We start from the raw sequence: 26,920 nt of genomic DNA on the forward strand, positions 1-26,920 counted from the left end.
CTCAACTGCCACTCCCCTTCAACGCCGACCTCAACAACCGATCAATCGCCACAGCAATCTCATCGACATGCGTTTCCAGCGCGAAGTGTCCCGTGTCGAGAAACTCGACAATCGCATCCGGGTTATCACGCCGGTAAGCATCCGCACCCGGCGGAATGAAGAACGGATCATGCTTGCCCCAGATCGCAAGTGTCGGCGGCCGGAACTCGCGGAAATAAGCCTGAAACTTCGGATACAGCGCGAGGTTCGACCGATAGTCGAGAAACAGATCGAGCTGGATATCGCGATTACCAGGCCGCTCGAATAGCGCCGTATCGAGCGTGTATGTCTCTGGCGCAACAGTCTGCGGATCAGCAACACCGTGCTCATACTGCCAGCGCGTACCTGCAAGCGTCAGCACTTCATCGGCAATCGTCTTGCGGTTCGCGTCGGTCGGGTTCGACCAGTACGCGCGAATCGGAGCCCATGCATCGCCAAGTCCCTCCTCGTACGCATTGCCGTTCTGCGACACAAGCGCGGTTACCCGCTCCGGATGCGCAAGGGCAAGCCGGAAGCCAACCGGCGCACCGTAGTCGAACACATACAGCGCATAGCGACCAAGCCCAAGCGCATCGACAAAAGCGAGCGCAGTCTTCGCGAGCCCGTCGAACGAATAGGTATAGCCGCGCGCATCCGGCACCGTCGTAAAACCGAAGCCCGGCAGATCAGGCGCGATCACACGATAACGCGCCGCCAGACGCGGTATCAGCTCACGGAACATATGCGACGACGTGGGAAAACCGTGCAGCAGCAACAGCACCGGCGCATCGGCCGGGCCGGCTTCGCGATAGAACACGTTGACACCATCGGCATCGACGCGCTTGAGCGACACATGGGGAATGGCAGGCAACCCGGCTTCGGACAGCAACGACGTCGACATGATGATGTTCTCCTGGGAAAATGGACGGTGAAACCATTAAAATTGACTCAGTACGGTTACATCATTGACGACACAATGTAACTTGTCAAGGACAATTTTGACGGTTACAGTGAATTCACTGTCCCTTGTGCTCTCCAGCCAGACGCTTCTGCCATGAACTCGCCCCGGCCCCCGGCCGTCCTGATCGAACCGATGTTGATCGGCGACCACGCCGCGCTCGATCTGTTGAACACCGTCGCGCAGGTGGACGGCGCGCCGCGCGATTTCCTGCAAAGCGACGCGGATGTATTGCGCTGGCTCGATCGAATGGGGTTACCCGCGGACGCACCAGCCTTCACGCCGCACGCGTTGCTCGACGCGACACGCACGCTGCGCGAGACGGTTCGAACGCTCGTGGCGCAGCGCAAGGCAGGGAAAAACGTGGACGTGGCCGCGCTGAATGCCTTTCTCGCGCGCGGTCACTATGCCGTGCAGGTGGTAGCGGATGAAGGAGGCTGGCGTGTCGAGCGGCGCACTGAGCAGCGCTGCGTCGAACATCTGTTGATGCCGCTTGCCGAAGCGGCGGCGGAACTACTCGCCAACGGCGACTTCAATCTCGTGCGCAAATGCGAGCAGTCCGATTGCACCAAGTGTTTCTATGACCGGACGAAATCGCATCGGCGCCGCTGGTGCAGCATGGCGACCTGCGGCAACCGCCACAAGGTTGCGAATTTCCGCAAGCGGCAGCAGGGCTGAGCCGCGTCGTCGTCACGCGCAACGCGCCCGGCGTTCAGGTACCCGCTGTGCGAGCTCGCTCCAGCAGCAATTCACGTTCGCGGGCATTACGGGTCATCGACGCAGCCCGCGCGAATTCGGCACGCGCCTCGTCGATACGACCGAGCTTGGCGAGCAGATCGCCGCGCACGCTCGGTAGCCAGTGGTAGTTCAAGAGTGCGGGTTCGGCCGCCAGTGCATCGACGAGTTCGAGCCCGGCAGCAGGACCGAACGCCATCCCCACCGCCACCGCGCGGTTCAGCTCGACCACCGGCGATGGCGTGACCTGCACGAGCGCATCGTAGAGCGCGACGATCTGCACCCAGTCGGTGTCGGCCGCTTGATGCGCACGCGCGTGGCAGGCGGCGAGCGCGGCCTGCAGCGCATACGGTCCGCTCGCGCCGCCGAGCGTCCCGGCGCGTTCCAGCGAGACCAGTCCGCGGCGGATCAGCAGCGGGTCCCAGCGGCTACGATCCTGGTCGAGCAGCAACACCGGCCGCCCTTCCGTATCGACGCGTGCATGCGTGCGCGACGCCTGGATTTCCATCAGCGCGACCAGACCGTGCACTTCGCTCTCGCCGGGCGCGAGCCCGGCCAGCACACGCCCGAGCCGCACCGCTTCTTCGCAGAGCGCGGGGCGCATCCAGTCGTCGCCGGCAGTCGCCGAATAGCCTTCGTTGAAAATCAGGTAGATCACTTCGAGCACCGACGCGAGGCGCACCGCGCGCGCATCGGCCTGCGGCACTTCGAACGGCACTTTCGCCGCCGTCAACGTGCGTTTCGCGCGCACGATGCGCTGCGCAATCGTCGGCTCCGGCACGAGAAAGCCGCGCGCGATTTCGTCGGTGGTGAGGCCGCCTAGCAGGCGCAGTGTCAACGCGACGCGCGCATCGGTCGATAGCACCGGGTGGCACGCGGTGAACACGAGCCGCAGCAGGTCGTCGCCGATGTCGTCGGCGCGCGCGGCATCGAGCGCGTCGACGAAGTCGGGCACGACGTGCGCTTCGAGTGCGTCCAGGTCGAGGCCGAGTTCCTCATGCTTGCGCGCATGCAGCGAATCGAGCCGCAACCGGTCGAGCGCACGGTTTTTTGCGGTCGCCATCAGCCAGGCCCCCGGGTTATCGGGCACGCCCGCTTCGGGCCAATGCTCGAGCGCGGCCACGAGCGCGTCCTGCGCGAGTTCCTCGGCCACGCCGACGTCGCGCACGACACGCGCGACGTAAGCAATGACCTTCGCCGCCTCGATCCGCCAGACCGCTTCGATTGCACGATGTGTCGCTGCCGTAGTCACGGCCGGCCTCAGGAAACGCGCTCGGCGTTGGGGTCTAGATGGACCAGCTCCCACATGTGCCCATCGATATCCTCGAAGCCGTGTCCATACATAAAGCCGTAGTCCTGCGGCGCACGCGGCACCTTCCCGCCCGCCGCCACCGCTTTCGCCACCAGGCGATCGACTTCTTCACGGCTGTCGCACGACAGGCACACGAGCGCCTCGGTGCTCTGCGCCGGATCGCACAGCGTCTTGTGCGTGAAACTCTGGAAGAACGGTTTGACGAGCAGCATCGTGTAGATATCCTCGCCGACGATCATGCACGCCGCCTGATCGTTGGTGAACTTCGGATCGAACTCGAAGCCGAGGTGGGAAAAGAACGCCTTCGAGCGACCCAGATCGCCGACGGCCAGATTGACGTAGATTTGCTTGTGCATGATCAAACAATCCTTTGTACCGTGAAGCTGGCAACGCACGACGCGGCCAGCGATGTGCATGTGTGGGCTTAGTGGGTTCAGCTCGCTTCGGCCAGTGTCTTCAGGTCGTGCAGTCCGCTCTCGAAATCGTTGCCGACCATCTTGTCCATGCTGACGAACACCTCCATCAACTTCGACACATACGGCGAGGGCCCGTGCATTGCCCAGGTGACGTCGGTGGCACCGGGGGTATCGGCAGCAGGCGTGAGCGTGAAATCGGCCATGTTGTGCGCTTCGAACGGCTTGATGAAATCGAGCTGCATCGTCACGCGTGAAGGCGCTGTGTTATCGACGATGATCATCTGTCCAACGCCGATCTTCTCGCCTGTCCACGCGTAGCTCGCACCAGGACCGACATCGGGTCCACCGTAGGTGCCCTTCATGTTCGGATCTTTCTTCTCGAACGGGTTCCATCTATTGAAGTTGCGCAGACTGTCGATCAGCGCATAAATGCGCTCGGGCGGCGCCTGGATGCGCACGGTACGCGCGATGTGAAACGTATCGGGCCGGGTCGCCGCGTAGATCAGCACCAGACCGACGATAGCAACGATAGCGATGAGCAGGGTCTTGAACATGACGTGTCTCCTCAGTCCGCTGCCGTGTGATGGACGGTGTCGAGCTTGCGAAAACGATCTACCGCATCGCTCGGTCCGAAGTCATCGAGTTCGAAGATCTGACGCACCTCGATTTCGCCGTCGGCCAGTTCGCCGAACGGCGCGGGATAACGCCGCGCCCATTCCATCGCTTCCTCGCGCGAGCGCACCTGGATCAGCGTGTAACCGGCGATCAGTTCTTTCGTTTCGGCGAACGGCCCGTCGATCACCCGGCGTTGTCCGTTCGAATACTGGACGCGCCAGCCTGTCGCACTCGGCTGAAGGCCGGTGGCATCGAGCAGCACGCCTGCCTTCGCCAGTTCCTCGTGATAAGCCGTCATCGCGGCAATCAGCGCTTCGGACGGCATGTCGCCGGCTTCGCTCGTTGCGGTCGCTTTGATCATCATCATGAAACGCATCGCAGTCTCTCCGTTGGGTGGTCAGTGGGAGGAACCGTTTGCAGGCTCCTTACCGACACGACGAACGGCGAACAGCGAGATCGACATGGAACGACGAGACCAGGGTAAATACCTGGTCACGACGCAATACGACATTTATCTGTAGCAGGGTGCGACTTCGCGGACCTCGATGGTCGCCCATTCAGCGGCCGGGCAATGGGCAGCGAGTTCGAGCGCTTCGGCGCGGGTCGCGCAATCGAGCAGAAAGAATCCACCGACCATTTCCTTCGTTTCGGCAAACGGGCCATCCACCAGTCTGCGTTCGCCGTTACGCACCTGCAACCGCGCGGCCTGCTTCGTCGATGCGAGCGACTGCGCTTCGAGCAAAAGCCCGCGCGACTGGAGATCGGCGCCATAAGCCAGCATGCGGTCGTACAGCACGCGCCCTTCCGCTTCGGTGCGATCGTTGCGCTGGTCGGCGGGTTCGACGATGAGCAGCATGTAAGTCATGAAGTCTCCGTGATTAGTCCAGGGTCCGACGCGTCGGGCAAATGCGGTTGGGTGGATTGCGCTCGGAGTCTAGCAAGTGGAACCCGACCAGGCAAACGGGGTTTAAACGCAGACAATTCACGCGGCACGTGGCTTGCTACATCCCGTAGTACCGGCTTTTCCTACGGAGTTTGCTATGTGGAATCGAATCAGATGGATCGGTGTAACGGCGGCGGCCGTTCTGGTACCGCTCGCGGCAGGCTGCACGCTAGGTGGCGCGGCCGCGGGCGGTGTGATCGGCAACGAAGCGACAAACCACAGTGCGATTGGCACCGTGGGTGGCGCAGTGGCGGGCGGGATTATCGGGCACGAACTGGGTAAGTAGCGGCAACTAGCGGCGACGGCAGCGCCGTCGATCAATCGCCGCCCGCGACCAACCCCGAGCGATGCTGCTTGCCCCACGAGCGTCCGCCGCGCAAAAAATGCAACCAGCCAAGCACCGCCCCGGTGTGACGCAGCAACTGGAACGTGAACGGCTCGGTGATCGCCGCGGCCGTTGCGGCCCACAGGCTCGAGTTCGCGCGATCGCCGGTCCAGCGGCGATACAGATGCACGCACCATAGATAGAACGCGAGATCGAGCGCGGTCTTCAGACCGATCACGCTGAAGATCGACAGCACGATCCCACCGTGTCCGCCGAACACAAAGCCGAACAGCAACGCGACTGCGGTCAGCCCGTAAACCGGCTGCATCGTATCGAACGCCTTGACCGGCAGCATCAACATGCCCAGCGTACCGTAGCGCGGATTGCCGGTCATGTCGCGATTCCAGTATTGCGTCTGCAGAAAGCCCGCAAACCAGCGGCGGCGTTGCCGCAAAAACGTGCCGAGTGTGGCGGGTGCGTCAGTGCGCGCGTGCGCGTCGCCGACGACATGCACATCCCAGTCGAGCCCATGATCCACCGAGTAACGACGCAAACGGTGAATCAACTCATAGTCTTCGACGAGGCACTGCGGATCGAACCCACCAACGGTCAATAACGCATCGCGACGAAACGCGGCAAACGCACCCGATACCAGCAGCAGACTGTCGGCACGCATCCACGCAAAGCGCGCGATGAAGTTACGCATGTACTCGTAGGTCTGGAACCACTGGAACAAACGCCCCGATACGGTCTTGCCGCACACCGGCACGATCACGCCTGCCGCCGCCACGACGCGCGGATACTGCGCAAACGCGCGGCGCATCGCGAGCGTTGCGTCGTCGGCTAGCAACGTGTCGGCGTCGACGGTCATCACCGTGTCGGTCGATACCATCGTGATCGCGGCATTCAATGCGCGCGCCTTGCCGCCGTGCGGCACACGTAACCAGTAGAGATTCGGATAGCGTGTGCTCGGTGCGCTCAGTTCGCCCTCGCGTGGCTCGATCAAGCCGAATTCGCGCACGAGCAACGCCTGCGTCCCATCACTCGAACCATCGTCGGCGATGACGATCTGCGCGGGGCCCTGTGTCTGTCTTAACAGCGCCGCAAGCGTTATCGGCAGCACGGACGCTTCGTTGTGCGCGGCGACAAGCACGCCCATCGAAGGCAACTCGCTGTCGCTAAAGGCAACCACCGGCGGCTTCGCACCGCGCGCGAGCGGCAACGTTTTCAGCGTGACGAAGATCAGCAGCAGCGTGTCGTAGATCACGTACGCCAGCCCCGTGGACCATGCCACGACGCCATGCAGAAAAAACGCGCGGGCAAACAGGATCAGCCACAACGCTCCTACGCTGCCGTGTATCAGCAGGCCCGTCAGCGTGACGGGGCGTGGCACGATGCGCGGCGAGGCGGCTGCCAGCGCCTGTTCCAGAGAAGTCTTCAAGTTGCTCACTCGTTACGTCGATGGGTGTGATGTTCGATCGGGCAGTGCGGCATGCCGTTAGGGAACCATGCGTTTGAGAACCGAATGCCGGTCGATCCACTGATGCTTCAGCGCGCCGCCGATATGCAGCGCCAGCAGCGCATACAGCCCATAACCGAGCCACACGTGCAGCGCGCCGAAGCGGTCGTGCAGCGTTTCCTTCAGCACAGGATCGAGATGCATGATGTAGCCGATGCGCGGCCACGGCACCAGGTTGAAGAGGTGCATCGGATGGGTCGCCGCATCTTTCCACGCGGAATCGTGCAGCCATCCCGACAGCGGCAAACCGATCATCAGCACATACAGCAGGATGTGCGCGACATGCGCGGCGCCGCGTTCCCAGCGCGCAAACGCCAGCGGCAACTCAGGCGGCCGGTGCCGGATGCGCCACAGAATACGCAGCAGCGCGAGGCCGAGCACCGTGATGCCGATCGATTTGTGCGTATCGATGACCGGACGCACCCAGTCGTCGGGCAGCCAGTCCGCGCTCAGACCCAGCGCCACGTTGCAGAGAATCAGGACCGCGATGATCCAGTGCAGCGCCATCGCCGTGCGCGTATAGCGCGACGGCGCGTCGACATCGAGCTGCTGCGCGGAAAGTTCAGGACTGGTTCGAGGAATCATGGCGCTTCGCTGTCGAAATGTAAGGTTAGGCGGAGGTTCTTGTCAGGTGAAAGCGTCTGCGATGTACCGCAGTCCTTGCAGAACGCAATGTGGGCCAGTTTTATTCCGCACCGGTTGCGATCGGATGACGATCTGCGTGCGCGAGCGCAATGCGCCGAATCCGTACAATGCAGATGCCATTCACATTCACACTTCCGGAACACCGCCGATGACCGCTCGCGCTGCCACGCCCGTTGCCGCCACCGCCTACCGCGGCGACGCAATCGAAAACACCCACGTCGCCCACGTAGCCGTCACCGATGCCGCCGGCCGTCTGCTGTATCGCTTCGGCGATCCGGCGCGGGTCACGCTGGCGCGCTCAGCGGCCAAGCCCGCGCAGGCGCTCGCCGTCGTCGAGACCGGCGCGCTGGAGCGCTACGGCTTCGACGCTGCCGATCTCGCGCTGATGTGCGCGTCGCACAACAGCGAGGAGCGCCACATCGAACGCGCACAGCAGATGCTCGCCAAGGCGCATGCAAGCGAAACCGATCTGCGCTGCGGCGGCCATCCGCCGCTATCCGACGATGTCTACCGTGCGTGGATCAAGCGCGATTTCGAGCCGGGCGCTGTATGCAGCAACTGCTCGGGCAAGCATGTCGGCATGCTCGCCGCGGCGCAGGCGCTCGGTGCATCGATGGTCGATTATCACCTTCCCGCGCATCCGCTGCAGGTTCGCGTGCGGCACACGATGGCCGAGCTATGCGATCTGCCCGACGCAGCGGTGCAGTGGGGCATCGATGGTTGCAATCTGCCTACGCCAGCCTTTCCGCTTGACCGGCTTGCGCGGCTTTACGCGAAGCTTGCGGACGCAACCGATCGGACGGAGCAGACCGACGGCGCGGCGGGGCACGATGCGCGCACCGTCGCGCTCGCCCGCATCTATCACGCGATGACGACGTACCCCGAACTGGTCGCCGGTGAAGGCCGTTTCTGCACGGCATTGATGCAGTCGTTCGGCGGCGCGCTGGTCGGCAAGGTCGGTGCCGAAGCGAGCTACGCGGTCGGCGTGCGCGCGTCGGCGCAGACGGCGCGGCACGGTGCAAGCGGTGCGCTCGGAATCGCGGTGAAGGTCGAGGACGGCAACAAGACCGTTCTGTATGCACTCGTCGCCGAACTGCTTGCGCAACTGGATATCGGTACGCCCGGGCAACGTGCCGCGCTGGAAATCTTTCACACGCCGCCGCAGCTCAACACGATGAATGTCGAGACCGGGCGGCTGGCGCTGTCGCTCGCGCTCAATCGATAGCAGTAAGGCGCCCGCACAACGGGAGGGCATGAGCGACATCGCCGACCCGCGATCGAAAAAAGTGAACACGATAGTCCGAAGAGGTCTTCGACCCGGCGCCGCGCCGTTTTACCATGTGCGCAGCGCAACCACTCGCCCCGTACCCCCTGTGCCCCCCGTGCCCCGTTTCACTCCGGAGACCTCATGAGAAAAAATCTGCTTGCGCTCGCGGCCATCGTGGCTGCGCTGTGCGCCGGCGTCAGTCCCGCGGCGTTCGCGCGCGACCCCGGCGAGATCCGTCTCGGCATCGATCCGACCTACCCGCCGATGGATTTCAAGGCGCCCGACGGCAGCCTCAAAGGTTTCGACGTCGATCTCGGCAACGAGCTGTGTCGCCGGATGCACGCGAAATGCACATGGGTCGAGATGGAATTCTCCGGCATGATCCCCGCGCTGCAGGCACGCAAGATCGACGCGATCCTGTCGTCGATGGCAATCACCGACAAACGCATGCAGACCATTGCGTTTTCGTCGAAGCTGTTCCAGTTCAAGTCGCGTCTGATCGCGGCACAGGGCTCGCCGCTCGCCGCCAATCCGGCTGCGCTCGCGGGTAAGCGCATCGGCGTGCAGACGGGCACGCAGTTCGAAACCTACGGGCTCGCACACTGGGCGCCGGGCGGCGCTCAGGTGATTGCGTACAAGAGCCAGGACCAGGTGTTCGAGGATCTGCGTAACGGCCGGCTCGATGGCGCGCTACTGGGCTGGGTCGAAGCCGATATCGGTTTTCTGCGCACGCCGGCCGGCAAGGGGTTTGCGTTCGTCGGGCCGCAGCTGTCGATGGGCGATCACGGCACCGGCATCGGTCTACGTAAGGACGACACTGCGTTAAAGGCTTCGCTCGACGAAGCCATCGCGGCGATACGCAAAGACGGCACCTATAAGCAGATCGCGCAGCGTTATTTCGATTTCGATCCGTACGGCGACTGATTCGCCGTTCATCTTCACTCCATTTCTCACACCTTATGCGCCAGCACATCACCCCGCTTCTGTCGCCTGCCGTCGGCACGCGGCGCGAAATCACGAGCTTCCATTTCGGCACGCCCGGCGACGGCCAGAAAATCTACATCCAGTCGTCGCTGCATGCAGACGAAACACCGGCGATGCTCGTCAGCGTGCTACTGCGCCGCCGTCTTGAGCAGCTCGAAGCCGACGGCGCGCTTGCCGCTGAAATCGTACTCGTGCCGGTCGCGAACCCGGTCGGACTCGCACAGCATGTGCTCGGGCAGTTCATCGGTCGCTTCGATCTGGCGAGCGGCAAGAACTTCAACCGGCACTTCATCGATCTGGCGAAACTCGCCGGCAATGCGCGCGAACAGTTCGGCGACGACGCGCAACGCAACAAGGCGCTCATGCGCAGCGTGCTGCGCGATGCGCTCGCCGCCCAGCAACCGCTGACGGAATACGAATCGCTGCAGCTCACGCTGCTCGCGTTGTCGGTGGATGCGGACGTTGTCATCGATCTGCATTGCTCGCTCGAAGCCGCGATGCATCTCTATACGAGCGAAGTCGCGTGGCCGGAGTTCGAACCGCTTGCGCGCTACCTGGGCGCACAGGCATCGTTGCTCGCCACCGACTCCGGCGGCCAGGCTTTCGACGAAGCACACAGCCTGTGCTGGTGGACCTTGCAGCAACATCTGCCGGAGGGCACGCCGCTCGCCACCGGTGCGATCGCGACGACGATCGAATGCCGCGGCCAGCGCGATGTGACCTACGAGATCGCACAACAGGATGCCGATGCAATCATCGAATTCCTGCGCGCACGCGGTGCGATTCGTGGCACGGCAAAGCCACTGCCGCCACTGCTCACACCCGCGACACCGCTCGCAGGCAGCGAGCAATTCTATGCGCCGACGAGCGGGATCGTCGTGCATCGTGCGCCGATCGGCGCCACGATTCGCGCGGGCGATCCGTTATTCGACATCGTCGATCCGCTGACCGATGCGACGACCACGCTGCATAGTCACACCGACGGCGTGTTTTATATGCGCCGCGCAATCCGCTTTGCGACGGCAGGTGCGCCGCTGGGGCGTGTGACGGGAACGCGGCCGATTCGTACTGGTGTGCTGTTGGGCGCGTAGGCACGGCGCGACATATTCCGCTGAATTTTCCCTGAAGAACGGGAGCGGTGCGACACCTCGCACCCGCTCAGGCTTTCGTTTCCACCTTGAACGCGCCGCTATCGTACGCATCGCAATAGGTTTTCCAGTCGGCGGCAATCTGCGCTTCGCACTGCGTGGCCAGTTCGATGAGCGGCAACTGCCAGTCTTTGCGGCTACCGAAGGCGATCAGGTCATCGGCGATGGCCGATCCTTCGCGTCCACCGCTGCGCAACTGCGCCCACGCGCACAGTTGCGCCATGCTGTTGACCACCGCTTCGAGCCGCGGCAGCTTGCCGTTCCAGGCGCTCAGCGCGACGCGATCTTCCGACGGCTGCAAACCGCGCAGCACATAGGGCCGCTTTTCGTACTCGACGGCATGCAGAAACGCCTGCGATACCGCCTGCACACGCTGCTGAACTGCAACGACGCGCTGCGCTTCGCTCGCCCATTTCGGCTGCTTCGTCTTCACGTGCGGCACCACCGACGAAGACAGCGCCTGCTTCAGGTCGAGCAGATAGTTGCCATCGGGCGAGCCCTTGCCTTCCACCAGCATCACGTAGCGATCGACACCCAGACTGCCCGTCCCCGCAATGCGCCGTGCGACGTCGAGCACGCGGTAGAACCCCGGCGTCTCCAGATGGCTCGCGAAATCGTCCATAAAGGCCGTGACTTTCTCGCGTGTGCTGTCGTCGACGGGCAACGCCTTCTTGCCGTCGATGCGCAACACGCGACGCTTGCCCTTCACGTCGCAGCGCCGGTTCAGATAATCGACGCGTGTGCGCGCATGTAGTGCGTCGAACAGGTCACGGACCATACCCGTCGAGGTTTCTTCTTCGATCCAGCGCGCCTTACCGACTGTGAGCGCGCTCGCGTACGCATCGATTGCGGTATGACAAAGCGCGAGCGCTTCAGCCCGGCTCACGTTCAGATCGCTGGCGCCGACCAGCACGCTCGTCAGCAGACGAATCAGTTCGAACAGGCTCGGCGCAAGACATGCCTCGTCGAAATCGTTGATATCGAAGTAGATCAGCCCGTTATCGCCCTTGTAGCTGCCGAAATTCTCCAGATGCATATCGCCACAGATCCACACGGTGGGCGAGGTATCGAGCACGCTGCCGGCAGGCAGGCGTGCATAGAATAGATGGCACGTGCCACGCAGAAATACGAACGGCGACGTGCGCATGAGTTTGTATTTCATGGCGAGCCGTTCGGGGTCGCGGCCGGTGTTGAATGCTGCGATCTGTTGTGCGATATCAATCATGTCTGCTCCGCCTGCGTGTTCGTGGGCCGGTCAGCCCGTTGCGCCTGTTGCGTTTTGCTCGATGCGCGCCTTTACAGCGCTATACGCGCCACGCGAGGGACCATATCACGGCTGCCTGTGCGCAAGCTTTCAGGTTCCCGGTACACTCGTGGCCTATCTTTAACCGAGGCCCGCTCGCTTTCGACAGCGGCCTTATCTGTGGAGACCACCATGCGAACCAGTGCCCGTAACCATTTTGTCGGTCAGGTGACCGAGGTCAAGACCGGCGCAGTCAACGACGAAATCGCGCTGCGCACCCAGGATGGCCTGGACATCGTCGCCGTCATCACGCACGGCAGCGCGACGTCGCTTGGGCTGGCGGCCGGCAAACCGGCCTTCGCGCTCGTCAAGGCTTCGTCGGTGATCGTGATGGTCGATGCCACCAGCAGCAGCGTGTCGGCACGCAATTACATCGCCGGTACGGTAGCCTCGGTGACGAAGGGCGCCGTCAACGCCGAAGTCATCATCGCCGCGCCGGGCGGCGCGCAGATTGCGGCCATTGTCACGAACGACAGCGTCGACCGGCTCGGGCTCGCGAGCGGCAAGGCAGCGGCGGCGATCTTCAAGGCATCGAGCGTGATTATCGGCGTCGATCAGTAAGCGCACGGCGGAGAACGTCGCTTTGCAGTGCTAGAATCGCCGCGTTCATCCGCCCATCATGACGACTCCAGACACCCGCAACCGCCTGACCGCATGGCTTGGCCTCGTCGCCATGTGGCTCATCGTGTTCGCGCCGGTCGTGAGTCAGTTGCTGGTTTCGCAACGCGCAAACGAACCGATTGCCGCACTCTGTTCCGCCCTGCAGCCGCGCGACCTCAGTGCGGCAATCAGTCACACGGGTTACACCGAGCCAGCGCCGGTTCATCTGAGCCATGACGACGCCTTCGGCGCGTGTGGCTACTGCCATCTACTCGGGCATCACGTCGCCATGCCAACGCTTGCGGCCACCACGCCGCCGGCCGGCTTCGCGATAGCCGGCACTGCGCCGCCCGCCCTCTCCACCCGCTTCACGCCACTCGGTGCGTTCCCGTCCGGACGCCCCAGAGACCCGCCTGCCGTCTCCTGACCGTCATTGTTTCTGATCGCGTATTTCGTTGCGCCCGCTGAGGGAGCGCGCGATCGGCCGTTCAATGTTTCAGGAGGATTGAATGTCCACCACCCTCGCTCAACCCTCGACCGCGACGACAGGCGCGGCAAACGCCGGCTACCGGACGCTCTGGCGCTGGCACTTTTACGCGGGCCTCTTTGTGATGCCCTTTCTCGTGGTGCTCGCGATCACCGGCACGTTGTATTGTTTCCAGCCGCAGATCGAGCCGCTGCTTTATCCGCAGCGTCTGATCGTCGCACCGCAAACCACACCCCGCCTCACCGAAGACGCACTGCTTGCGAATGCACGCCAGGCGATGCCGGCAGACGCGCGCGCGGTCACCGCCGTGATTGCGAGCGCACCGGATCGCAGCACCGAGTTCATCTTCCGTCTCGCCGATGGAGAGAAACAAAGCGTCTATCTGAACCCGTATAGCGGCGCAGTATTAGGCACGCTGAGCGTCGAGCATCGTTTCATGCAGGTCGACCGGATGCTCCATCGCAAACTGCTGCTCGGCAAACCCGGCGAGCTGCTGATGGAACTGGCCGCCTGCTGGACGCTAGTGATGATCGGCACCGGTATCGCCCTCTGGTGGCCACGCGAGAAAACCACGGCACGCGCGGCGCTCGTGCCGCGCTTCACGCTCAAGGGACGCGCACTGTGGAAGAACGTTCACGCCGTGATGGGCATCTGGCTCGCGCTCGGTGCGGTCGTGTTCGTCCTGAGCGGCCTGCCCTGGACGGGCTCGTGGGGCAAGCAGTTCAAGGCGCTCGCCAACGCTGCGAATCTTGGTTCGCCGCCGGGCACGTGGGGCGGCCTGGCGTTGCGCTCCGTCATGCCTGGCGTTCCTGCTGGACGTGACCTCGCTACCGGTGACACGACGACGCAAGTGCGCACTGAACACGACGCCCAGGAAACGAAAATGGCTTCTTCGATGCCGGGCATGGTGATGGACGACCTGCCCTTGCCACAGACGCCCTGGGCGGTCGGCAACACGCCGGTGCCCGCCTCCGCCGATGCGCACCCGGCACAGGCACTGCCGCTGCCGCTCGGCCGCGTTGTCGGGCTAGCGGCCTCGCTCGGCGTGTCGAGCGGCTACAACATCGTGCTGCCTGCCTCCGCCACCGGCGTCTACACCGTGTCGTACTTTCCCGGCGATCCACAAAGCGAGCGCACGCTATACATCGATCAATACAGCGGCGCCGTGTTGAGGGACATTCGCTACAGCGACTACGGTGCGGTGTCGAAAGCCGTGTCGTACGGCACGTCGTTGCATATGGGCCGCTATTTCGGCGTGGCCAACCAGATTCTCTGTGCCGCGATCTCGCTGGGACTGGCGGGTATGGCCGTCACCGGCTGCGTGATGTGGTGGAAGCGCCGGCCGCAACGCTCGCTCGGCGCGCCTTCGCGCGAACGTGCCGCACCGCCGATGTTCGGCTGGAAAACCGGCCTCGTTCTGCTCGGCATCGTCTTTCCATTGATGGGCGCAACGCTGCTGGCCGTGTGGATCGCCGACCGGATGATCTTCGGCCGCTTCACGCGACAAGTTGCCTGACCCGGGAGCGCATATGAAACGGGAACCTCGTTCGATTGTTGAACTGATCCTTCGCTACAAGACGCATCTGAACATCGGCGCTTTCCTGGCGGTGGCCTTGTGGGTCGCGTGGATTGCGTGGATGACCCGCCCTGGCGACGTCGATCTGCCCGCTTCGGGAAGCGGTCCGATCTGCTGCATGCGGCAGGTGCGCTGACGATGTAGGTGGGTGCGGGCTCTGCTTTGCACCCGCCATGCGCAATACGTAAATCGCTATGACGGGTATCGCATGTCGCCACACGGCGATTTTCCCCATCCGCGCGTAATATATCGACGCATATAGCGACGAACCGGCCGGCTGCTCCGGCCTGTGGGGAATGACGATGACGACAACGGGCCTTGCAGACACGGCGGCCGCAACGGCCGCTCCAGCAAACGATACGACCAGCAGTATCGTGTCGCTGACGGGCGACGTCGTTTCCGCACAGTCGTTCTCGCTCGATCAGTTGCGGCAGCTGCCCAGCGTGCTCGCCCAACCATTCGATCTGCGCTGCTTCACGACCAACCGTTTTATCCGTCCCGTCGGCCGCTATCGCGGCGTGCTACTGAAAGGCCTGATCACCGAGGCCGGTCTGCGCTGCGAAGAGCCCGGCGATTTCAAACGGATGATCGTCATCGCGGTGGCGCACGACGGTTACGCGGTCACGTTCTCGTGGCACGAACTGTTCAATACGTCGATCGGCGAGCAAGCGTTGATCGCGCACGAGTGCGGCGGCCAGCCACTCGCCATCGAGGACGGTGCGCCGATCCTGTTCTCCGGCGCCGATACGCTGCCGGCACCACGCCATGTGAAGCGACTTGCGCGCATCATCGTGCGGACGGTGCAGGTGTAGATTGGGCACCGCTTCCCCGACGGCCGCTAGGCGCGGGCAACGCCAATCGCATCGTGTATGCTTGCTCGCATGGCTAAACCCACCCACGATCCGAAGATTCCCACCGCCGCAAAACCCGAGGTCCGCTTCCGCATGCGTATCCAGCAGGCGGATACGATCGCGCTCGGTCCGGGCAAGGTTGCGCTACTCGAAGCGGTGCGCGAGCACGGTTCGATTTCGGCGGCGGCACGCAGTCTGAAGATGTCGTACCGGCGCGCCTGGCTGCTGATGGATGAGCTGAACCGCTCGTTGAAGTCGCCGGCCACCGTCTCAGAGCACGGCGGCCAAAGCGGCGGCGGCAGTGTGTTAACGCCGGTTGGCGAAGAGATCATTCGCCTGTATCGCGACATCGAAAACCAGGCCTATACGGTCTGCTCCGAGCAGATCGCCGCATTGACGCGGTTTATCAAGCGCTGAGATTGAGAACGGCTGGACTGCGCTTAGCCGTGCCGCAGGCAGAAGCGCGACGCGGGCGGCTGGCCCGTCATGTCGCGCTCGGCCGTCCGGGTCAGCCATTCAACGAAGCTCGCCACACTCGCGGTACGCAACGGAAAGTACGCAACCTGGTGACGCTCGCACACCCGCTTGAGCATGTTCATCGAATCGTGATCGATGCAATCGACGGGAAACACGACGTGATCCGCGCCCGGTAGCGCCGCGGCCAGCAAACCCTTGCGATCCTCGATGCCGCCGTCGTGCACGATAAGCACCGCCCCCGCCGCTTCGACGATGCGCCGGATCACCGCATTCGATCCCGGCCGGCCGCCCACGTAGACAACGCGCTTGCCCTCCAGTCCCGTGAACTGCGGACGGCTGGACGCGGCAGCGTCGGTTGACTCGGCGGCGCTTGCCTGCAGCGTACGTTCCATTGCGTGCGCTTCGGCCTGCACGGTCTTGAGCAGCGCGAGCGTTTCGTCGAGTGTCGCGCGCAATACGGTCACGCGCTCCTGTTCGTCGGCGGCATGCTGTTCGGCGGCTTCGCGGCGGCTCGTATGCAGCGCGAGACGCGCATCGCGGGCGGCCAGCGCGTCGCGCAGCGTGGCGACTTCGGCTTCGCGCGCGGTGTCATCGGCGGTGCGCGGTTGGCGCGCCTGCGTCTCTAGCTGGCCGATCTGCGCAGTCAGTTCGCGCGTCTGGGCATCGTGCCGCGTACTCATCTCGTGCAGACGGCTCTGCTGACGCTCGACCTTGCTGCGTAGCTCGGCGTTCTCTTCCTCGAGCGCCACGAGCCGCCGGATGTCCGCGCGATTGGCCGCGCCGACCAGATGCGACAGCATATGCAGTTCGCCGAACGCCGCCTGACGAATATCGAGCGTCGCCTGCGGATGCGTGATCAGTGCCCAATATCCAGGCGGAATATCGCCACTGGCGAGTGCCTCGTTCCATAGCGCCAGCACCGCCTGCGGATCGGTCGCCTTGTCGAAGCGGCGGATCGTCGTCGCATAACGCTCGTCGAGCGCCTTGTGCAGCGCCTTGCCGCCCTCACCACCTTCGATGGCGAGTTCGACGGCTGCGTGGTGGATTTCGAGGTCGGTGGCGTGTTGCCGGTCCAGCATCTTGAAGCGTGGCACCAGCTTGCGCAGCTCGTGCGTGCTCAGACACGTGCCGATCACCGAACAATGCAGGTGCGAATCGAGCTCCCACAGCCGTGTACGGCGCTTCGCGGAATGAGTTTGGGGGCGGGAAGAAGGCGCGCAGCAGGCGTCGCCCTGGCGCGGATAGCGGCCGGCGCTGTCGTCGAGTTGACCGAGGCCCGGCGTGCGGGCAAGACGAAACGGAGGAGCCTGCATGACGATCCCGAATCCGGTTCCGGTTGCAAGGACGAGGCCGGTTACAGCGGCGCAGGCACGTTCTTCATCAGCCGCACCGCCTCGGTCCCAGTTCCGCGAAATATACCACCGAATATATCGGTCCGCAGCCCGGGGAACCCGATGCGAGTACCATTACGGCCTTCCCCACGCGGATTCCGGAGACTGACTTGAGCCGCATCGACAATCCGTTGCATGACCAGGAGGTCGGCGTTGCCGACGCTACCCAGGACACCACGCGTATCGACGACACCCGTATTGGCGCCGTCCGTCCGCTGATTTCACCCGCGTTGCTGCTGGACGAACTGCCCGTTCCGGCAAGCTTGCAGACACTCGTCGAGCACAGCCGCCGCGAAATCGCCGACGTGCTGAAAGGTCGCGATGACCGGCTCGTGGCCGTCGTTGGCCCGTGCTCGATCCACGATCACGACCAGGCGATCGATTACGCGCGACTGCTGAAGACCGCCGCCGACGAATTGCGCGACGATCTGCTGATCGTCATGCGCGTGTACTTCGAAAAGCCGCGCACGACGGTCGGCTGGAAGGGTTACATCAACGACCCGCGCCTCGACGGCAGCTTCCGCATCAACGAAGGGCTACGCGCGGCGCGGCAACTGCTGCTCGACGTCGGCACGCTCGGCCTGCCGACGGCCACCGAGTTCCTCGACCTGCTGAGCCCGCAGTTCATCGCGGATCTGATCGCGTGGGGCGCAATCGGCGCGCGCACGACCGAAAGCCAGAGCCATCGGCAGCTGGCTTCGGGTCTAAGCTGCCCGATCGGTTTCAAGAATGGCACGGACGGCAGCATCCAGATCGCGGCCGATGCAATCGTAGCCGCACGCGCGAGCCATGCGTTCATGGGAATGACGAAAATGGGCATGGCGGCCATCTTCGAAACCCGCGGCAACGAGGACACGCACGTAATCTTGCGCGGCGGCAAGAAAGGGCCGAACTACGATCGCGCGTCGGTTGAGGAAAGCTGTGCCGCACTGCGCGCGCTCGGCTTGCCCGAACAGGTGATGGTCGATTGCTCGCATGCGAATTCGGGCAAGTCGCATCTGCGCCAGGTCGATGTCGCGCAGGACGTGGCGGCACAGTTGTCGGATGGCGAGCGGCGCATCATCGGTGTGATGATCGAGAGCCATCTCGAGGAAGGGCGGCAAGACCTGAAGCCCAATGTGCCGCTGCGGCGCGGTGTGTCGATTACCGATGCGTGCCTTGGATGGGCGCAAACGGAGCCGGTGCTGAATACGCTCGCGGCAGCAGTGCGGGCGCGGCGCAAGCGCTGACGCTAGCGCGCCAGGTTCGCTCCGGCGTGTTTAAACGCGCCGGAGCGAGCGCTAATCCGCTCATCACAAACCTTGCAGAAACGGCAGCACGCGCTCGAGCAACGTATCGGGCGCTTCCTCGGGGATGTAATGGCCGCACGGCAGCGCAGCGCCGGTGACGTCGCGGCTCCAGCGCCGCCATTCGGCGAGCGGATCGAAGCACTGGCCAACCACACCATCGGCACCCCATAGCGCGACGAAAGGACACTCAATCTCTCGGCCCGCGGCCAGATCGGCACGGTCGTGTTCAAGATCGATTCCAATCGACGCGCGGTAGTCCTCGCAGATGCCGTGCGCGGTCGCCGGGTCTTGCAGGCACCGCAGATACTCGGCATAGGCTTCGCTCGTGAACGGCTTGAGACCCGCACTGCGCGCGCCGATAGTCTGCTTCAGATAGAGATCGGCATCGGCGCGGATCAGCGATTCGGGAAACGGCGCGGGCCGCACGAGGAAAAACCAGTGCCAGTAAGCGCGCGCGAATTCGAACGATGTCTGCTCGTACATCGCTAACGTCGGTGCGACGTCGAGCGTGACGAGCCGCTCGACGATACGCGGATGATCGAGCGCCATCCGGGCCGCGACGCGCCCGCCGCGATCGTGGCCGATCACCGCGAAGGTGTCGAAGCCGAGCGCGTGCATCAGATCGACCTGATCCTGCGCCATGCGTCGCTTGGAATAGTTACTGTGATCGGGCAGACCGGGCGGCTTACCGCTGTCGCCGTAGCCGCGCAGGTCGGCGGCGACGACGGTGAACTGCTGCGCGAGCGTCGGCGCAACCTTGTGCCAGATTGCGTGCGTTTGCGGATGACCGTGCAACAGCAACAACGCAGGCCCATGACCACCGCGCACCGCGCGAATCGTGATGTCGTCCGTGTTGACGGCCACCGGTTGAAAATCATTAAACATTGCTGACTCCTTTGCCCCTAGTCTAATTGCTTCCTTTCAGGTTATGGTTTCGATGAAAGCAAACCGTTGTTACCCGGGGAGAAACAATGGACAGCGTGTCGGATCTGGCTTTCTTCGAACTCGTGATGCGTCAGGGCAGCCTCACCGCGGCGGCCCGCGAACTGGGCGTTACCACACCGTCGGTAAGCAAACGGCTTGCGCACATTGAACGCCGGCTCGGCGTACGTCTGCTGAACCGCACGACGCGCAACATCAGCCTGACCACCGAAGGCGATCTTTATCTGACGAACGGGTCCCGCATCCTCTCTGAGCTTGCCGAACTCGAACAGCTCGTCACGAGTAGCCGCGCGGAGCCATCGGGGTTGCTGCGAGTCAACGCCTCGTTTGGCTTCGGGCGCGCGCATGTTGCGCCAGCTATTTCCGCTTTCGTCGAACGTTATCCGACGATGGAAATCCAGTTACATTTGACCGACCGGCCCGTGAGCCTGCAGGAACAGGCGTTCGACGTCGGTATTCGCTTCGGCGATGTGCCCGACGCGCGGATCAACGCACGGCTGCTGGTAGAGAACCGGCGCCTGGTGTGTGCATCGCCGGCGTATCTGAAACGATGCGGGACACCCAGGGCACCGCGCGATCTCGCTCACCACGACTGCATCGTGCTGCGCGAAAACGACTCGGCATACGGCAACTGGCATTTTCTGCGCGGCAAGAAATCGGAGATTGTGAAGGTGCGTGGTGCGCTAAGCAGCAATGACGGGAGTGCCGTGTTGCGCTGGGCGCTTGAAGGTCGTGGCGTCGTGGTGCGCTCGGAGTGGGAGATTGGCGACGCGCTACGCGACGGTACGCTTGAGCTGCTGCTCGGTGAATGGGCGCTGCCGAATGCTGACATCTATGCGGTGTATCTAGAGCGGCATCGGTTGTCGCCGAAGTTGCGGACGTTTATTGATTTTCTTGGGGTGTGGCTTAAGGAGAGTGTGGAGAAGAAGGTATGAGTGCGGTGTGCTGCTGGCTACTGCGGTAACGTGTAGTGGTAGCGAACTTCTGTCAGTTGAACGCCGCCGATCTGGATGAGTTTGCTGGAGTCGTCTTGAGCGAATCCGTTTCGGTCATAGAACGCTCTGGCGTGGTGGTTCTCCGAGAGCACCCAAAGCGTGGCAAATGAATACCCGGCAGTGTGCAGCAGTTGACGTGCAGCATCGCTTAACCGTCCGCCTATGCCTTTACGCCAGAATTCGGGCAGGACGTAGAGCGCTTCTATTTCCGCCCAGTTGTTGTCTTTGTCTTTGTCCCGACAAGCGCCGCAAGCAGTCCAACCGATGATCGTCTCATCCACCTGGGCTACGAGCACGTGTGGCGTTCCCGCCTGAAGCAATTTTCGCCATGTCGCTGCGCGTGCCTCGATGGAAAGGGTCTTCAGGAACTGCTCCGGCATGATTCCTTTGTACGCTGCCTGCCATGAGGCCACGTGAACTGTTGCGATGGCCTCGGCGTCTTCGAGTGTGGCTTCTCTTATTTTCACGGGCACGGCGCTCGGCGGGTTCCTTGTGTTGCTGCTGGAAGGGATGTTCATTTCTAACGTCAACGGTCGATTAGCCTTCACCCACGAGCTGAAACGATCCTTCCATCACGCTCACGCATTTACCGCCGACGCGAACTCGTGCATGACCATCCTGCGTGTCGACTGTCGCGAACAGGATGCTTGGGCGCCCCATGTCCACGCCTTGGGCGACGCGCAATGACAGCTCATTCAAACCTCGAACCTGAGCGATGAGCGCGGCGGTGGCGGCGGTCGCGCTGCCTGTGGCCGGATCTTCTGTCATACGCGGTGTGAACATCCGCGCCTCCAGATCGCAGTCAGTTCCGACCCTGGCGCGGTCGGTGTCGCGTGTATAGGCATAGATGGACACGGCACCGTCGATCGGCAGCAAGCTTTTATACTCGACGAGATTCGGCACACAGCGCCGCAGCGCATCGCGTGAAGCAAGTTCAACGACGAGAAATGGAAGACCGACCGAGGCGACCTGTGGAGCATGCGCGTCGGTTCGAATGTCGTCGGAAGCGAGTGAGAGACACGCGGCCACCCGGTTTGCGGCGGCGTGTGACAGGCGAGTTAACGGCTCTGGCGCAGTGAGTTCGGCGCCAACAACCACCCCGCCCTCTTTCAACTGATTGACGGGAACCAGACCCGCTAACTCCTCGAAGACGAGCCGATCTGGCAACGGATTCCGGTCGGATGCCGCCTTTGCAGCGAGCACAAACGCCGTACCGATGTTCGGGTGTCCCGCGAACGGTATCTCGCGGCTTGGTGTGAAAATTCTGACCCAAGCGGTGTGGGCGGTATCGCGGGGAGGCAATACGAACGTCGTTTCAGAGTAAGCAAACTCGTTCGCGATTGCCTGCATCTGACTCGTCGACAAACCGGCAGCATCAAGGACGATCGCAACCGGGTTGCCTTTGAATTTTTCGTCTGTGAAGACGTCGGCGGTGATGTAGCGGCGGTTCATTGTGTTCCTGGCCTGATCGACGGTTCGCTGGTGATGTGGATCATTATCGCTATGAGTTGCCGCTGGGACAGATACAGTTCTGCAGTGACGGGCCGGGCCAATGCGTCGAATGAGTGGGGCGACTGACTGCAAGATTCGTTCGGCCGAACCATGCCTGACGTACCGCGACAGACGTTCGATCACCGGCCTTTCCCGCTGGGTATTCCCCGAGGCACAAACCAACCCACCAGCACAAGCGCGAGTCCGAGTACGAGATATATCCAGTCCATCTGGATTTGCCCGTGCAGTTCCGCGTATTGTGCCGTCGTAACGGTGTTACATATCGTGTGGTATTTCGTTCCGGTGCAGAATTCCGCGTGCCCATAGACCAGCGCATCGATTAACCCCTTAGTGGCATAAGCAACGACAGCGAGACCTGGCGCGAAACGCACCAGCGCTAACCACGGTAGAACGGCCGCGAACCGCTTGGGATTCATGTTCAATCCTCTGAGGACGTAAGCGCTATCTCGGATGAAGACGAGAGGTAATTCCATTCAACTCGTCGCGGTTTAAACATTGGGTACTGGTTGCCAGCAATCGACGCGGCTATGTCGAACGACCGCTTCAACGTTAGGGATTCGGTTCAAACGTCCAGAAGTGGTAGAAGCATTGAAAGATCATCGATCATGTACGGAGGAACGGGGAAACGTCCCGCCGCGGATTGAATCAACGCCCATGGTCCACGCCGCACAAACACCGCATGCATACCAGCCTCGATAGCCGGTGCGACATCGTTATCGAGGCGATCTCCTACGTAGGCAATCTGTGACGGATCAAGTCCGCCACAGCAAGCAATGACACGCTCGAAAAACGCACGCGCTGGTTTCTCCACACCCCACGACGCAGATGAAGCAACGATGTCGGCGGGCACGCCCAGAGCGTGTAGTGCATGTTCGGTCTCGACGGGTTGATTGCCCGCAATTCCGATGAGCACGCCGGACTCGCGTAGGAGTTTGAGGCAAGCCGTCGCGTCAGGATAGAAGTCGTCGAGCGTGATCGAATATGCGTTGCCGCGCAATTCACGCTCTCGCTGCAGAGCTGAAAAATCGACGCCGGGTCTTACGACCTGAAAAACTTCGCGATGATGCAGGCCGCGCTCGATAACTGCGCCCAAGGCAGCAAAGAACGCGAATCGTGTGACTCCGAGATAGTCTGCCCATTCACCCCAAGCGCGGCTTTCGTCAACGAGTGTCTCGCCGACATCGAAGAACACCGCTTTGATTTTCATTTTTTACTCCGGAGTAAGGTCCACCAGGATAGTCGACAAGACGCAAGGCAGCAGGATTCATGCACGGAACGTGCGAGCGATTGTCCGCGCTTAAGCCGCTCCATCGACGGTGGCTTTATCGTCGGTCGCTGTTCGATACCGCTAGCTGTCTCCAACTCGGGTGGACAGCTCTCCAATCCACGCTTCAAAATCGTCAAACATCGACCTGGACGACACCGCATTTGTCGCAACGCACTGCTCCCCGTGAACAACGAAGATGCGCGCATCAAGATCCTCAACTGACGGCGTCTGACTTCGCAAATCGAATTCACGCATCGCCTGCCCGGCAACACGCCATGCGTCGGCAGGAGCACGATTGCATTCCTCGGCCAGGTAGCTCGCTGACAGCCGTTCTCCAGTCAGGCTAACAAGCGCATCGTCCAGCGTGATGCCGTTGCCTGCTTTCCAGCAGTGTTCCGTTAGCAACGCACCCACAGCCGGGTTGTCCACGATATATCCCAACCTGCGCGTCAGATAGGCACGCATTTGCGCCGCAGCCATCTTGGCCAGCAGATAGCCGTGATAGTAGACAGCGATATCGTGAAACACGAGGTGAGGCATCGCAAGAACATGGTCCGTATGATCCGCGACGCCGAGGATATCGTTGGTGATCGCACAAGCCGCAGCAATAACGCGGTCAGGTGTGCGCTCCTCGTCGCTCATGCGATACAACGCTGCCTCAAGATAGGTTGGAATCAGATCGCGACGTTCCATATGTGCAAGCGCCGCCTGTTGCACCGCCAGCCGCTCCTGAATCATTGAGTCAGGCATCGAATTTCCGTCGCGGTCCGTCGCGTAGCGCTTCAACCAGCATGGATCGGCAGGCAACGCGTCGAAGAACTTGGCCTGCGTTTCCAGAAAAGCGGGCGTAGTCGGAGCAAATTCCTGGGCGAAACACGGCGAGTTGCGCGCAACGTTCGCAAGATGTGCGGCATGTCCGGCTTCATGGAAGAGCACCTTGAGGCCCTTCGATCCAGCACCCGGTTGAGCCGGACGCGCAGTCGACGTGAAGCGTATGTCCGCGGGCATCCAGCCTGATGTGTCATCAACATAACTGGGTACCGGTACAACGCAGAACCCGGTTGGAAATTTGCCAGGCCGGTCGAGCATATCGATCTCAATGCGTGCACCCCGATACGACACACCCATCTGTCGGAACGACTCTGACCAACGCTCGAGCGCCTTGGCAAACGGGAAGTACTGGTCGTCGCCGCCCGTCATCTCACCGCGAAGTCGGTACATGAGATTGTGTGGCAACAGCGCGTGCGCTCCGTGCTGTTGTACAAGCCGCCGTTGCGATTCGCGATGCGACTCGCGTGTCATTCTCTCGAACTGATCGAAGACCGCGAATAGTTGCTTTGACGTTATGCCGCTACGTGTGTGCAAACGGTATTCAAAGAAGTCTTCGAAACCCAGCTCTCGGGCAAGCGCGTTGCGCTTCGACACGATGTCAAGGAAGCCGCTTTCAAGCACCCAGCGCTCGAGGCCATGCAGCGCCTCGTGCGAACTCTTCCGCGCTTCCTCGTCGTAGTTCGTCGCCAGGTTGGTGCGAAGCGCGGCGGGAGATGCGGATACGCGCGCACCAGAGTCATCGATATGTTTTAGCTCATAGGACTGCCGCCGGGCATACAGATCGGCATCGAGTTCGGACAACTCCTTCAGTAAAGCTTCCGCATGCGGGCTCCCCGTCGCATTGCTTTCGAAAACTCGGACCCAACCTTTCAATCCGTTGACCAACGCATCATCGGACGATGCCGATGCGGCAGCGCCGAGCGTAGCAAGATGGTGTTTGCACTGAGCAAGACGCGATGCATCGCCTGTGAATAACTTTCGTTCCAGTGACGCAGCCGCAAGCGCCGCGTGGTCATCGCTCTGTCCGGTGTGCGTCAACCAGTAAAGCTCGCCTTCCCGGCGATGAATGCTCAGATAGTCTTGATTGAGGTTGTCGAAGAACGACTGTGCGGAATTCACGGCGATGGGCTCTCGGAGGTGGATACTGCTTTTTTTTGGAGCGCTCATCCTGACGCTCCACACGTACTGTCGATTGTCGATGATTCATGTCGCGACGTCGAATGACATGTTCAATGTGCTAAAAAAATCTGTGACAATGACCTCGCCATCTACGAAGAAAATGCCATGCACCTTGATCTGACAGACCACCCCGATGCCGACGACGAAGCTTTCGTCATCGAACAAACCCGAACGTATAACAGACGCTTCACGCCACGTGACGTACAACTGCTTTGTGTATTCGCCCGCGATGACGATGGCCAGATCATAGGCGGACTGACCGCCAAAACCTACTGGCAGTATCTGGACGTTTCATTTCTCTGGGTCGACGAACGACATCGAAAATCCGGTCATGCAACGGCATTGATGTCCGCTGCTGAGGCAGAAGCAAGGCGACGTGGTTGCAAGCATGCGATCGTCGATACCCTCAGCTTTCAAGCGCCCGAGCTTTATCGAAAGCTCGGTTACGCCGAGTGGGGGCGTCTCACCGAAATGGCAGGGGAGTATGAGCGCTATTTCTTTCGCAAGCGTCTTTGAACGACAACCATCCCAGGAAATCATGCCTCAATCATTCCCGTCTCGCCGGCTTGAAGATCGCGTCGCACTTGTCACTGGAGGTGGAACAGGTATCGGGCGTGCCGCTGCTTTGGCCTATGCCGCGGAAGGTGCGCAGGTAGTCGTCGCTGGCAGGCGCAGCGAGGAGATCGACGAGACGGTCCGGCTTATCAGAACGAATGGGGGAACAGGTTGCGCTGTTCCCACCGACGTGGCCGTCGCTCAACAGGTACGCGACATGGTTGACATGACCATCGAGCGCTATGGCCGCCTGGACGTCGCGTTCAATAACGCGGGGATCGAAGGGTCCTTCGCTCCGATTACAGAACTCACCGAGGAAGATTTCGACGAGGTCATTGCGATCAACCTTAAAGGCGCGTGGCTGTCGATCAAGTACGAGATTGCCGCCATGTTGAATCTCGGCAACGGCGGCTCGATCGTCAATACATCGTCCTTTCTGGCAAAGGGAGCGTCGCCTGGATCAACCGCTTATTCCGCCAGCAAGGGCGGCCTCGATGCCTTGATTCGCGCCGTAGCGATCGAGTACGGTCCACACAACATCCGCATCAACAACATCAATCCCGGCGCCATCAGAACACCGATGTTCGAAAGACTCGGCGGTGATGAACACGTTGATTTGATCGAGTCCTACACGCCTCTACGCCGCATCGGAGAACCAGCTGATGCAGGCGATGTCGCTGTCTGGCTGTCGACTGACGAAGCGCGTTTCGTTACCGGACAGACTTTGATGGTTGATGGCGGTGTTTCCATTCCACACGTTCGATGAAAATCGATCAACCA

The 26,920-nt window shown here is 62.0% G+C and carries 30 protein-coding genes; 15 read left to right on the forward strand and 15 right to left on the reverse strand.

What is annotated here, in order from left to right:
- Position 1 precedes the first annotated feature (1 nt).
- Positions 2 to 919, reverse strand: coding sequence for an alpha/beta fold hydrolase (locus BWP39_RS26725; protein ID WP_096725246.1), 918 nt, complete (start codon positions 917 to 919; stop codon positions 2 to 4).
- A gap of 153 nt (positions 920 to 1,072) precedes the next feature.
- On the opposite strand from BWP39_RS26725, the gene BWP39_RS26730 reads away from it, so the two are divergent.
- Positions 1,073 to 1,654 (forward strand): CGNR zinc finger domain-containing protein, encoded by a 582-nt coding sequence (locus BWP39_RS26730; RefSeq protein WP_096725247.1) that lies wholly within the window; start codon positions 1,073 to 1,075, stop codon positions 1,652 to 1,654.
- A gap of 34 nt (positions 1,655 to 1,688) precedes the next feature.
- Here the strand turns inward: BWP39_RS26730 and BWP39_RS26735 are convergent, their stop codons facing one another.
- From BWP39_RS26735 to BWP39_RS26755, 5 genes are all read right to left on the reverse strand, one after another.
- The gene (locus BWP39_RS26735) at positions 1,689 to 2,963 is read right to left on the reverse strand and encodes an RNA polymerase sigma factor (RefSeq protein WP_096725248.1); all 1,275 of its coding nucleotides are present in this window, start codon (positions 2,961 to 2,963) and stop codon (positions 1,689 to 1,691) included.
- Between the two features lie 8 nt (positions 2,964 to 2,971).
- On the reverse strand, positions 2,972 to 3,379 hold the full coding sequence (locus BWP39_RS26740; protein ID WP_096725249.1) for a VOC family protein: 408 nt from the start codon (positions 3,377 to 3,379) through the stop codon (positions 2,972 to 2,974).
- A gap of 77 nt (positions 3,380 to 3,456) precedes the next feature.
- A complete protein-coding gene (locus BWP39_RS26745) occupies positions 3,457 to 3,993 on the reverse strand; it encodes an SRPBCC family protein (protein WP_096725250.1) in 537 nt (178 codons plus the stop codon).
- An 11-nt stretch (positions 3,994 to 4,004) separates the two neighbouring features.
- Positions 4,005 to 4,430, reverse strand: a complete 426-nt coding sequence (locus tag BWP39_RS26750; RefSeq protein WP_096725251.1) for a YciI family protein — start codon at positions 4,428 to 4,430, stop codon at positions 4,005 to 4,007.
- A gap of 135 nt (positions 4,431 to 4,565) precedes the next feature.
- Positions 4,566 to 4,919 (reverse strand): YciI family protein, encoded by a 354-nt coding sequence (locus BWP39_RS26755; RefSeq protein WP_096725252.1) that lies wholly within the window; start codon positions 4,917 to 4,919, stop codon positions 4,566 to 4,568.
- 175 nt (positions 4,920 to 5,094) lie between these two features.
- Here BWP39_RS26755 and BWP39_RS26760 point away from each other — a divergent pair, with 175 nt between their 5' ends.
- Positions 5,095 to 5,283 carry a glycine zipper 2TM domain-containing protein gene (locus BWP39_RS26760; RefSeq protein WP_096725253.1) on the forward strand — a complete coding sequence of 63 codons (189 nt, stop codon included), beginning with the start codon at positions 5,095 to 5,097 and terminating at the stop codon, positions 5,281 to 5,283.
- Positions 5,284 to 5,314: 31 nt separating this feature from the next.
- On the opposite strand, the gene BWP39_RS26765 is transcribed toward BWP39_RS26760, so the two are convergent.
- Both BWP39_RS26765 and BWP39_RS26770 read right to left on the reverse strand, forming a co-directional pair.
- Positions 5,315 to 6,763, reverse strand: a complete 1,449-nt coding sequence (locus BWP39_RS26765; RefSeq protein ID WP_096726197.1) for a glycosyltransferase family 2 protein — start codon at positions 6,761 to 6,763, stop codon at positions 5,315 to 5,317.
- Between the two features lie 57 nt (positions 6,764 to 6,820).
- Complete coding sequence (locus tag BWP39_RS26770; RefSeq protein ID WP_096725254.1) at positions 6,821 to 7,426, reverse strand: cytochrome b; 606 nt, start codon at positions 7,424 to 7,426, stop codon at positions 6,821 to 6,823.
- 208 nt (positions 7,427 to 7,634) lie between these two features.
- Between BWP39_RS26770 and BWP39_RS26775 the strand changes: the two genes are divergently transcribed.
- The 3 genes from BWP39_RS26775 to BWP39_RS26785 all read left to right on the forward strand — a co-directional run bounded on the left by BWP39_RS26775 (position 7,635) and on the right by BWP39_RS26785 (position 10,828).
- On the forward strand, positions 7,635 to 8,711 hold the full coding sequence (locus BWP39_RS26775; protein WP_096726198.1) for an asparaginase: 1,077 nt from the start codon (positions 7,635 to 7,637) through the stop codon (positions 8,709 to 8,711).
- A 183-nt stretch (positions 8,712 to 8,894) separates the two neighbouring features.
- Positions 8,895 to 9,677, forward strand: a complete 783-nt coding sequence (locus tag BWP39_RS26780) for a transporter substrate-binding domain-containing protein (protein WP_096725255.1) — start codon at positions 8,895 to 8,897, stop codon at positions 9,675 to 9,677.
- Between the two features lie 35 nt (positions 9,678 to 9,712).
- A complete protein-coding gene (locus BWP39_RS26785) occupies positions 9,713 to 10,828 on the forward strand; it encodes a succinylglutamate desuccinylase/aspartoacylase family protein (RefSeq protein ID WP_096725256.1) in 1,116 nt (371 codons plus the stop codon).
- Positions 10,829 to 10,895: 67 nt separating this feature from the next.
- Here BWP39_RS26785 and BWP39_RS26790 read toward each other — a convergent pair whose 3' ends face one another.
- Complete coding sequence (locus BWP39_RS26790) at positions 10,896 to 12,110, reverse strand: DUF2252 domain-containing protein (protein ID WP_096725257.1); 1,215 nt, start codon at positions 12,108 to 12,110, stop codon at positions 10,896 to 10,898.
- Between the two features lie 210 nt (positions 12,111 to 12,320).
- On the opposite strand from BWP39_RS26790, the gene BWP39_RS26795 reads away from it, so the two are divergent.
- The 6 genes from BWP39_RS26795 (at position 12,321) to BWP39_RS26820 (ending at position 16,119) form a co-directional block, all read left to right on the forward strand.
- Entirely contained in the window at positions 12,321 to 12,749 is a 429-nt protein-coding gene (locus tag BWP39_RS26795) for a TOBE domain-containing protein (RefSeq protein ID WP_096725258.1), read from the forward strand.
- A 58-nt stretch (positions 12,750 to 12,807) separates the two neighbouring features.
- On the forward strand, positions 12,808 to 13,215 hold the full coding sequence (locus BWP39_RS26800) for a DUF2946 domain-containing protein (protein ID WP_096725259.1): 408 nt from the start codon (positions 12,808 to 12,810) through the stop codon (positions 13,213 to 13,215).
- 82 nt (positions 13,216 to 13,297) lie between these two features.
- Positions 13,298 to 14,791, forward strand: coding sequence for a PepSY-associated TM helix domain-containing protein (locus tag BWP39_RS26805; protein ID WP_096725260.1), 1,494 nt, complete (start codon positions 13,298 to 13,300; stop codon positions 14,789 to 14,791).
- 13 nt (positions 14,792 to 14,804) lie between these two features.
- On the forward strand, positions 14,805 to 14,987 hold the full coding sequence (locus BWP39_RS26810) for a hypothetical protein (RefSeq protein WP_091011774.1): 183 nt from the start codon (positions 14,805 to 14,807) through the stop codon (positions 14,985 to 14,987).
- A gap of 166 nt (positions 14,988 to 15,153) precedes the next feature.
- Positions 15,154 to 15,663 (forward strand): molybdopterin-dependent oxidoreductase, encoded by a 510-nt coding sequence (locus BWP39_RS26815; RefSeq protein ID WP_096726199.1) that lies wholly within the window; start codon positions 15,154 to 15,156, stop codon positions 15,661 to 15,663.
- 132 nt (positions 15,664 to 15,795) lie between these two features.
- On the forward strand, positions 15,796 to 16,119 hold the full coding sequence (locus BWP39_RS26820; RefSeq protein WP_091012816.1) for a winged helix-turn-helix domain-containing protein: 324 nt from the start codon (positions 15,796 to 15,798) through the stop codon (positions 16,117 to 16,119).
- Between the two features lie 23 nt (positions 16,120 to 16,142).
- Here BWP39_RS26820 and BWP39_RS26825 read toward each other — a convergent pair whose 3' ends face one another.
- On the reverse strand, positions 16,143 to 17,492 hold the full coding sequence (locus tag BWP39_RS26825; RefSeq protein ID WP_096725261.1) for a DUF2325 domain-containing protein: 1,350 nt from the start codon (positions 17,490 to 17,492) through the stop codon (positions 16,143 to 16,145).
- 188 nt (positions 17,493 to 17,680) lie between these two features.
- Between BWP39_RS26825 and BWP39_RS26830 the strand changes: the two genes are divergently transcribed.
- Entirely contained in the window at positions 17,681 to 18,799 is a 1,119-nt protein-coding gene (locus BWP39_RS26830) for a 3-deoxy-7-phosphoheptulonate synthase (RefSeq protein WP_096725262.1), read from the forward strand.
- A 63-nt stretch (positions 18,800 to 18,862) separates the two neighbouring features.
- Here BWP39_RS26830 and BWP39_RS26835 read toward each other — a convergent pair whose 3' ends face one another.
- The gene (locus BWP39_RS26835) at positions 18,863 to 19,744 is read right to left on the reverse strand and encodes an alpha/beta fold hydrolase (RefSeq protein WP_096725263.1); all 882 of its coding nucleotides are present in this window, start codon (positions 19,742 to 19,744) and stop codon (positions 18,863 to 18,865) included.
- An 86-nt stretch (positions 19,745 to 19,830) separates the two neighbouring features.
- Here BWP39_RS26835 and BWP39_RS26840 point away from each other — a divergent pair, with 86 nt between their 5' ends.
- On the forward strand, positions 19,831 to 20,736 hold the full coding sequence (locus BWP39_RS26840) for a LysR family transcriptional regulator (RefSeq protein ID WP_096725264.1): 906 nt from the start codon (positions 19,831 to 19,833) through the stop codon (positions 20,734 to 20,736).
- A 17-nt stretch (positions 20,737 to 20,753) separates the two neighbouring features.
- Here the strand turns inward: BWP39_RS26840 and BWP39_RS26845 are convergent, their stop codons facing one another.
- The 4 genes from BWP39_RS26845 to BWP39_RS26865 all read right to left on the reverse strand — a co-directional run bounded on the left by BWP39_RS26845 (position 20,754) and on the right by BWP39_RS26865 (position 25,573).
- Complete coding sequence (locus BWP39_RS26845) at positions 20,754 to 21,314, reverse strand: GNAT family N-acetyltransferase (RefSeq protein ID WP_096725265.1); 561 nt, start codon at positions 21,312 to 21,314, stop codon at positions 20,754 to 20,756.
- Positions 21,315 to 21,333: 19 nt separating this feature from the next.
- Positions 21,334 to 22,248 carry a PhzF family phenazine biosynthesis protein gene (locus BWP39_RS26850; protein ID WP_096725266.1) on the reverse strand — a complete coding sequence of 305 codons (915 nt, stop codon included), beginning with the start codon at positions 22,246 to 22,248 and terminating at the stop codon, positions 21,334 to 21,336.
- 622 nt (positions 22,249 to 22,870) lie between these two features.
- Complete coding sequence (locus BWP39_RS26860) at positions 22,871 to 23,515, reverse strand: HAD family hydrolase (protein ID WP_096725268.1); 645 nt, start codon at positions 23,513 to 23,515, stop codon at positions 22,871 to 22,873.
- A gap of 141 nt (positions 23,516 to 23,656) precedes the next feature.
- The gene (locus tag BWP39_RS26865) at positions 23,657 to 25,573 is read right to left on the reverse strand and encodes a M3 family metallopeptidase (protein ID WP_096725269.1); all 1,917 of its coding nucleotides are present in this window, start codon (positions 25,571 to 25,573) and stop codon (positions 23,657 to 23,659) included.
- A gap of 117 nt (positions 25,574 to 25,690) precedes the next feature.
- Between BWP39_RS26865 and BWP39_RS26870 the strand changes: the two genes are divergently transcribed.
- Positions 25,691 to 26,101, forward strand: coding sequence for a GNAT family N-acetyltransferase (locus BWP39_RS26870; RefSeq protein WP_096725270.1), 411 nt, complete (start codon positions 25,691 to 25,693; stop codon positions 26,099 to 26,101).
- The gene (locus BWP39_RS26875; RefSeq protein ID WP_235851478.1) at positions 26,070 to 26,906 is read left to right on the forward strand and encodes an SDR family NAD(P)-dependent oxidoreductase; all 837 of its coding nucleotides are present in this window, start codon (positions 26,070 to 26,072) and stop codon (positions 26,904 to 26,906) included. Before BWP39_RS26870 ends, BWP39_RS26875 begins: the two co-directional genes overlap by 32 nt.
- Positions 26,907 to 26,920 lie beyond the last annotated feature (14 nt).

The sequence above is a fragment of the Paraburkholderia acidicola genome (assembly GCF_002362315.1).
In the GTDB taxonomy this organism is placed as follows: Bacteria; Pseudomonadota; Gammaproteobacteria; order Burkholderiales; family Burkholderiaceae; genus Paraburkholderia; species Paraburkholderia acidicola.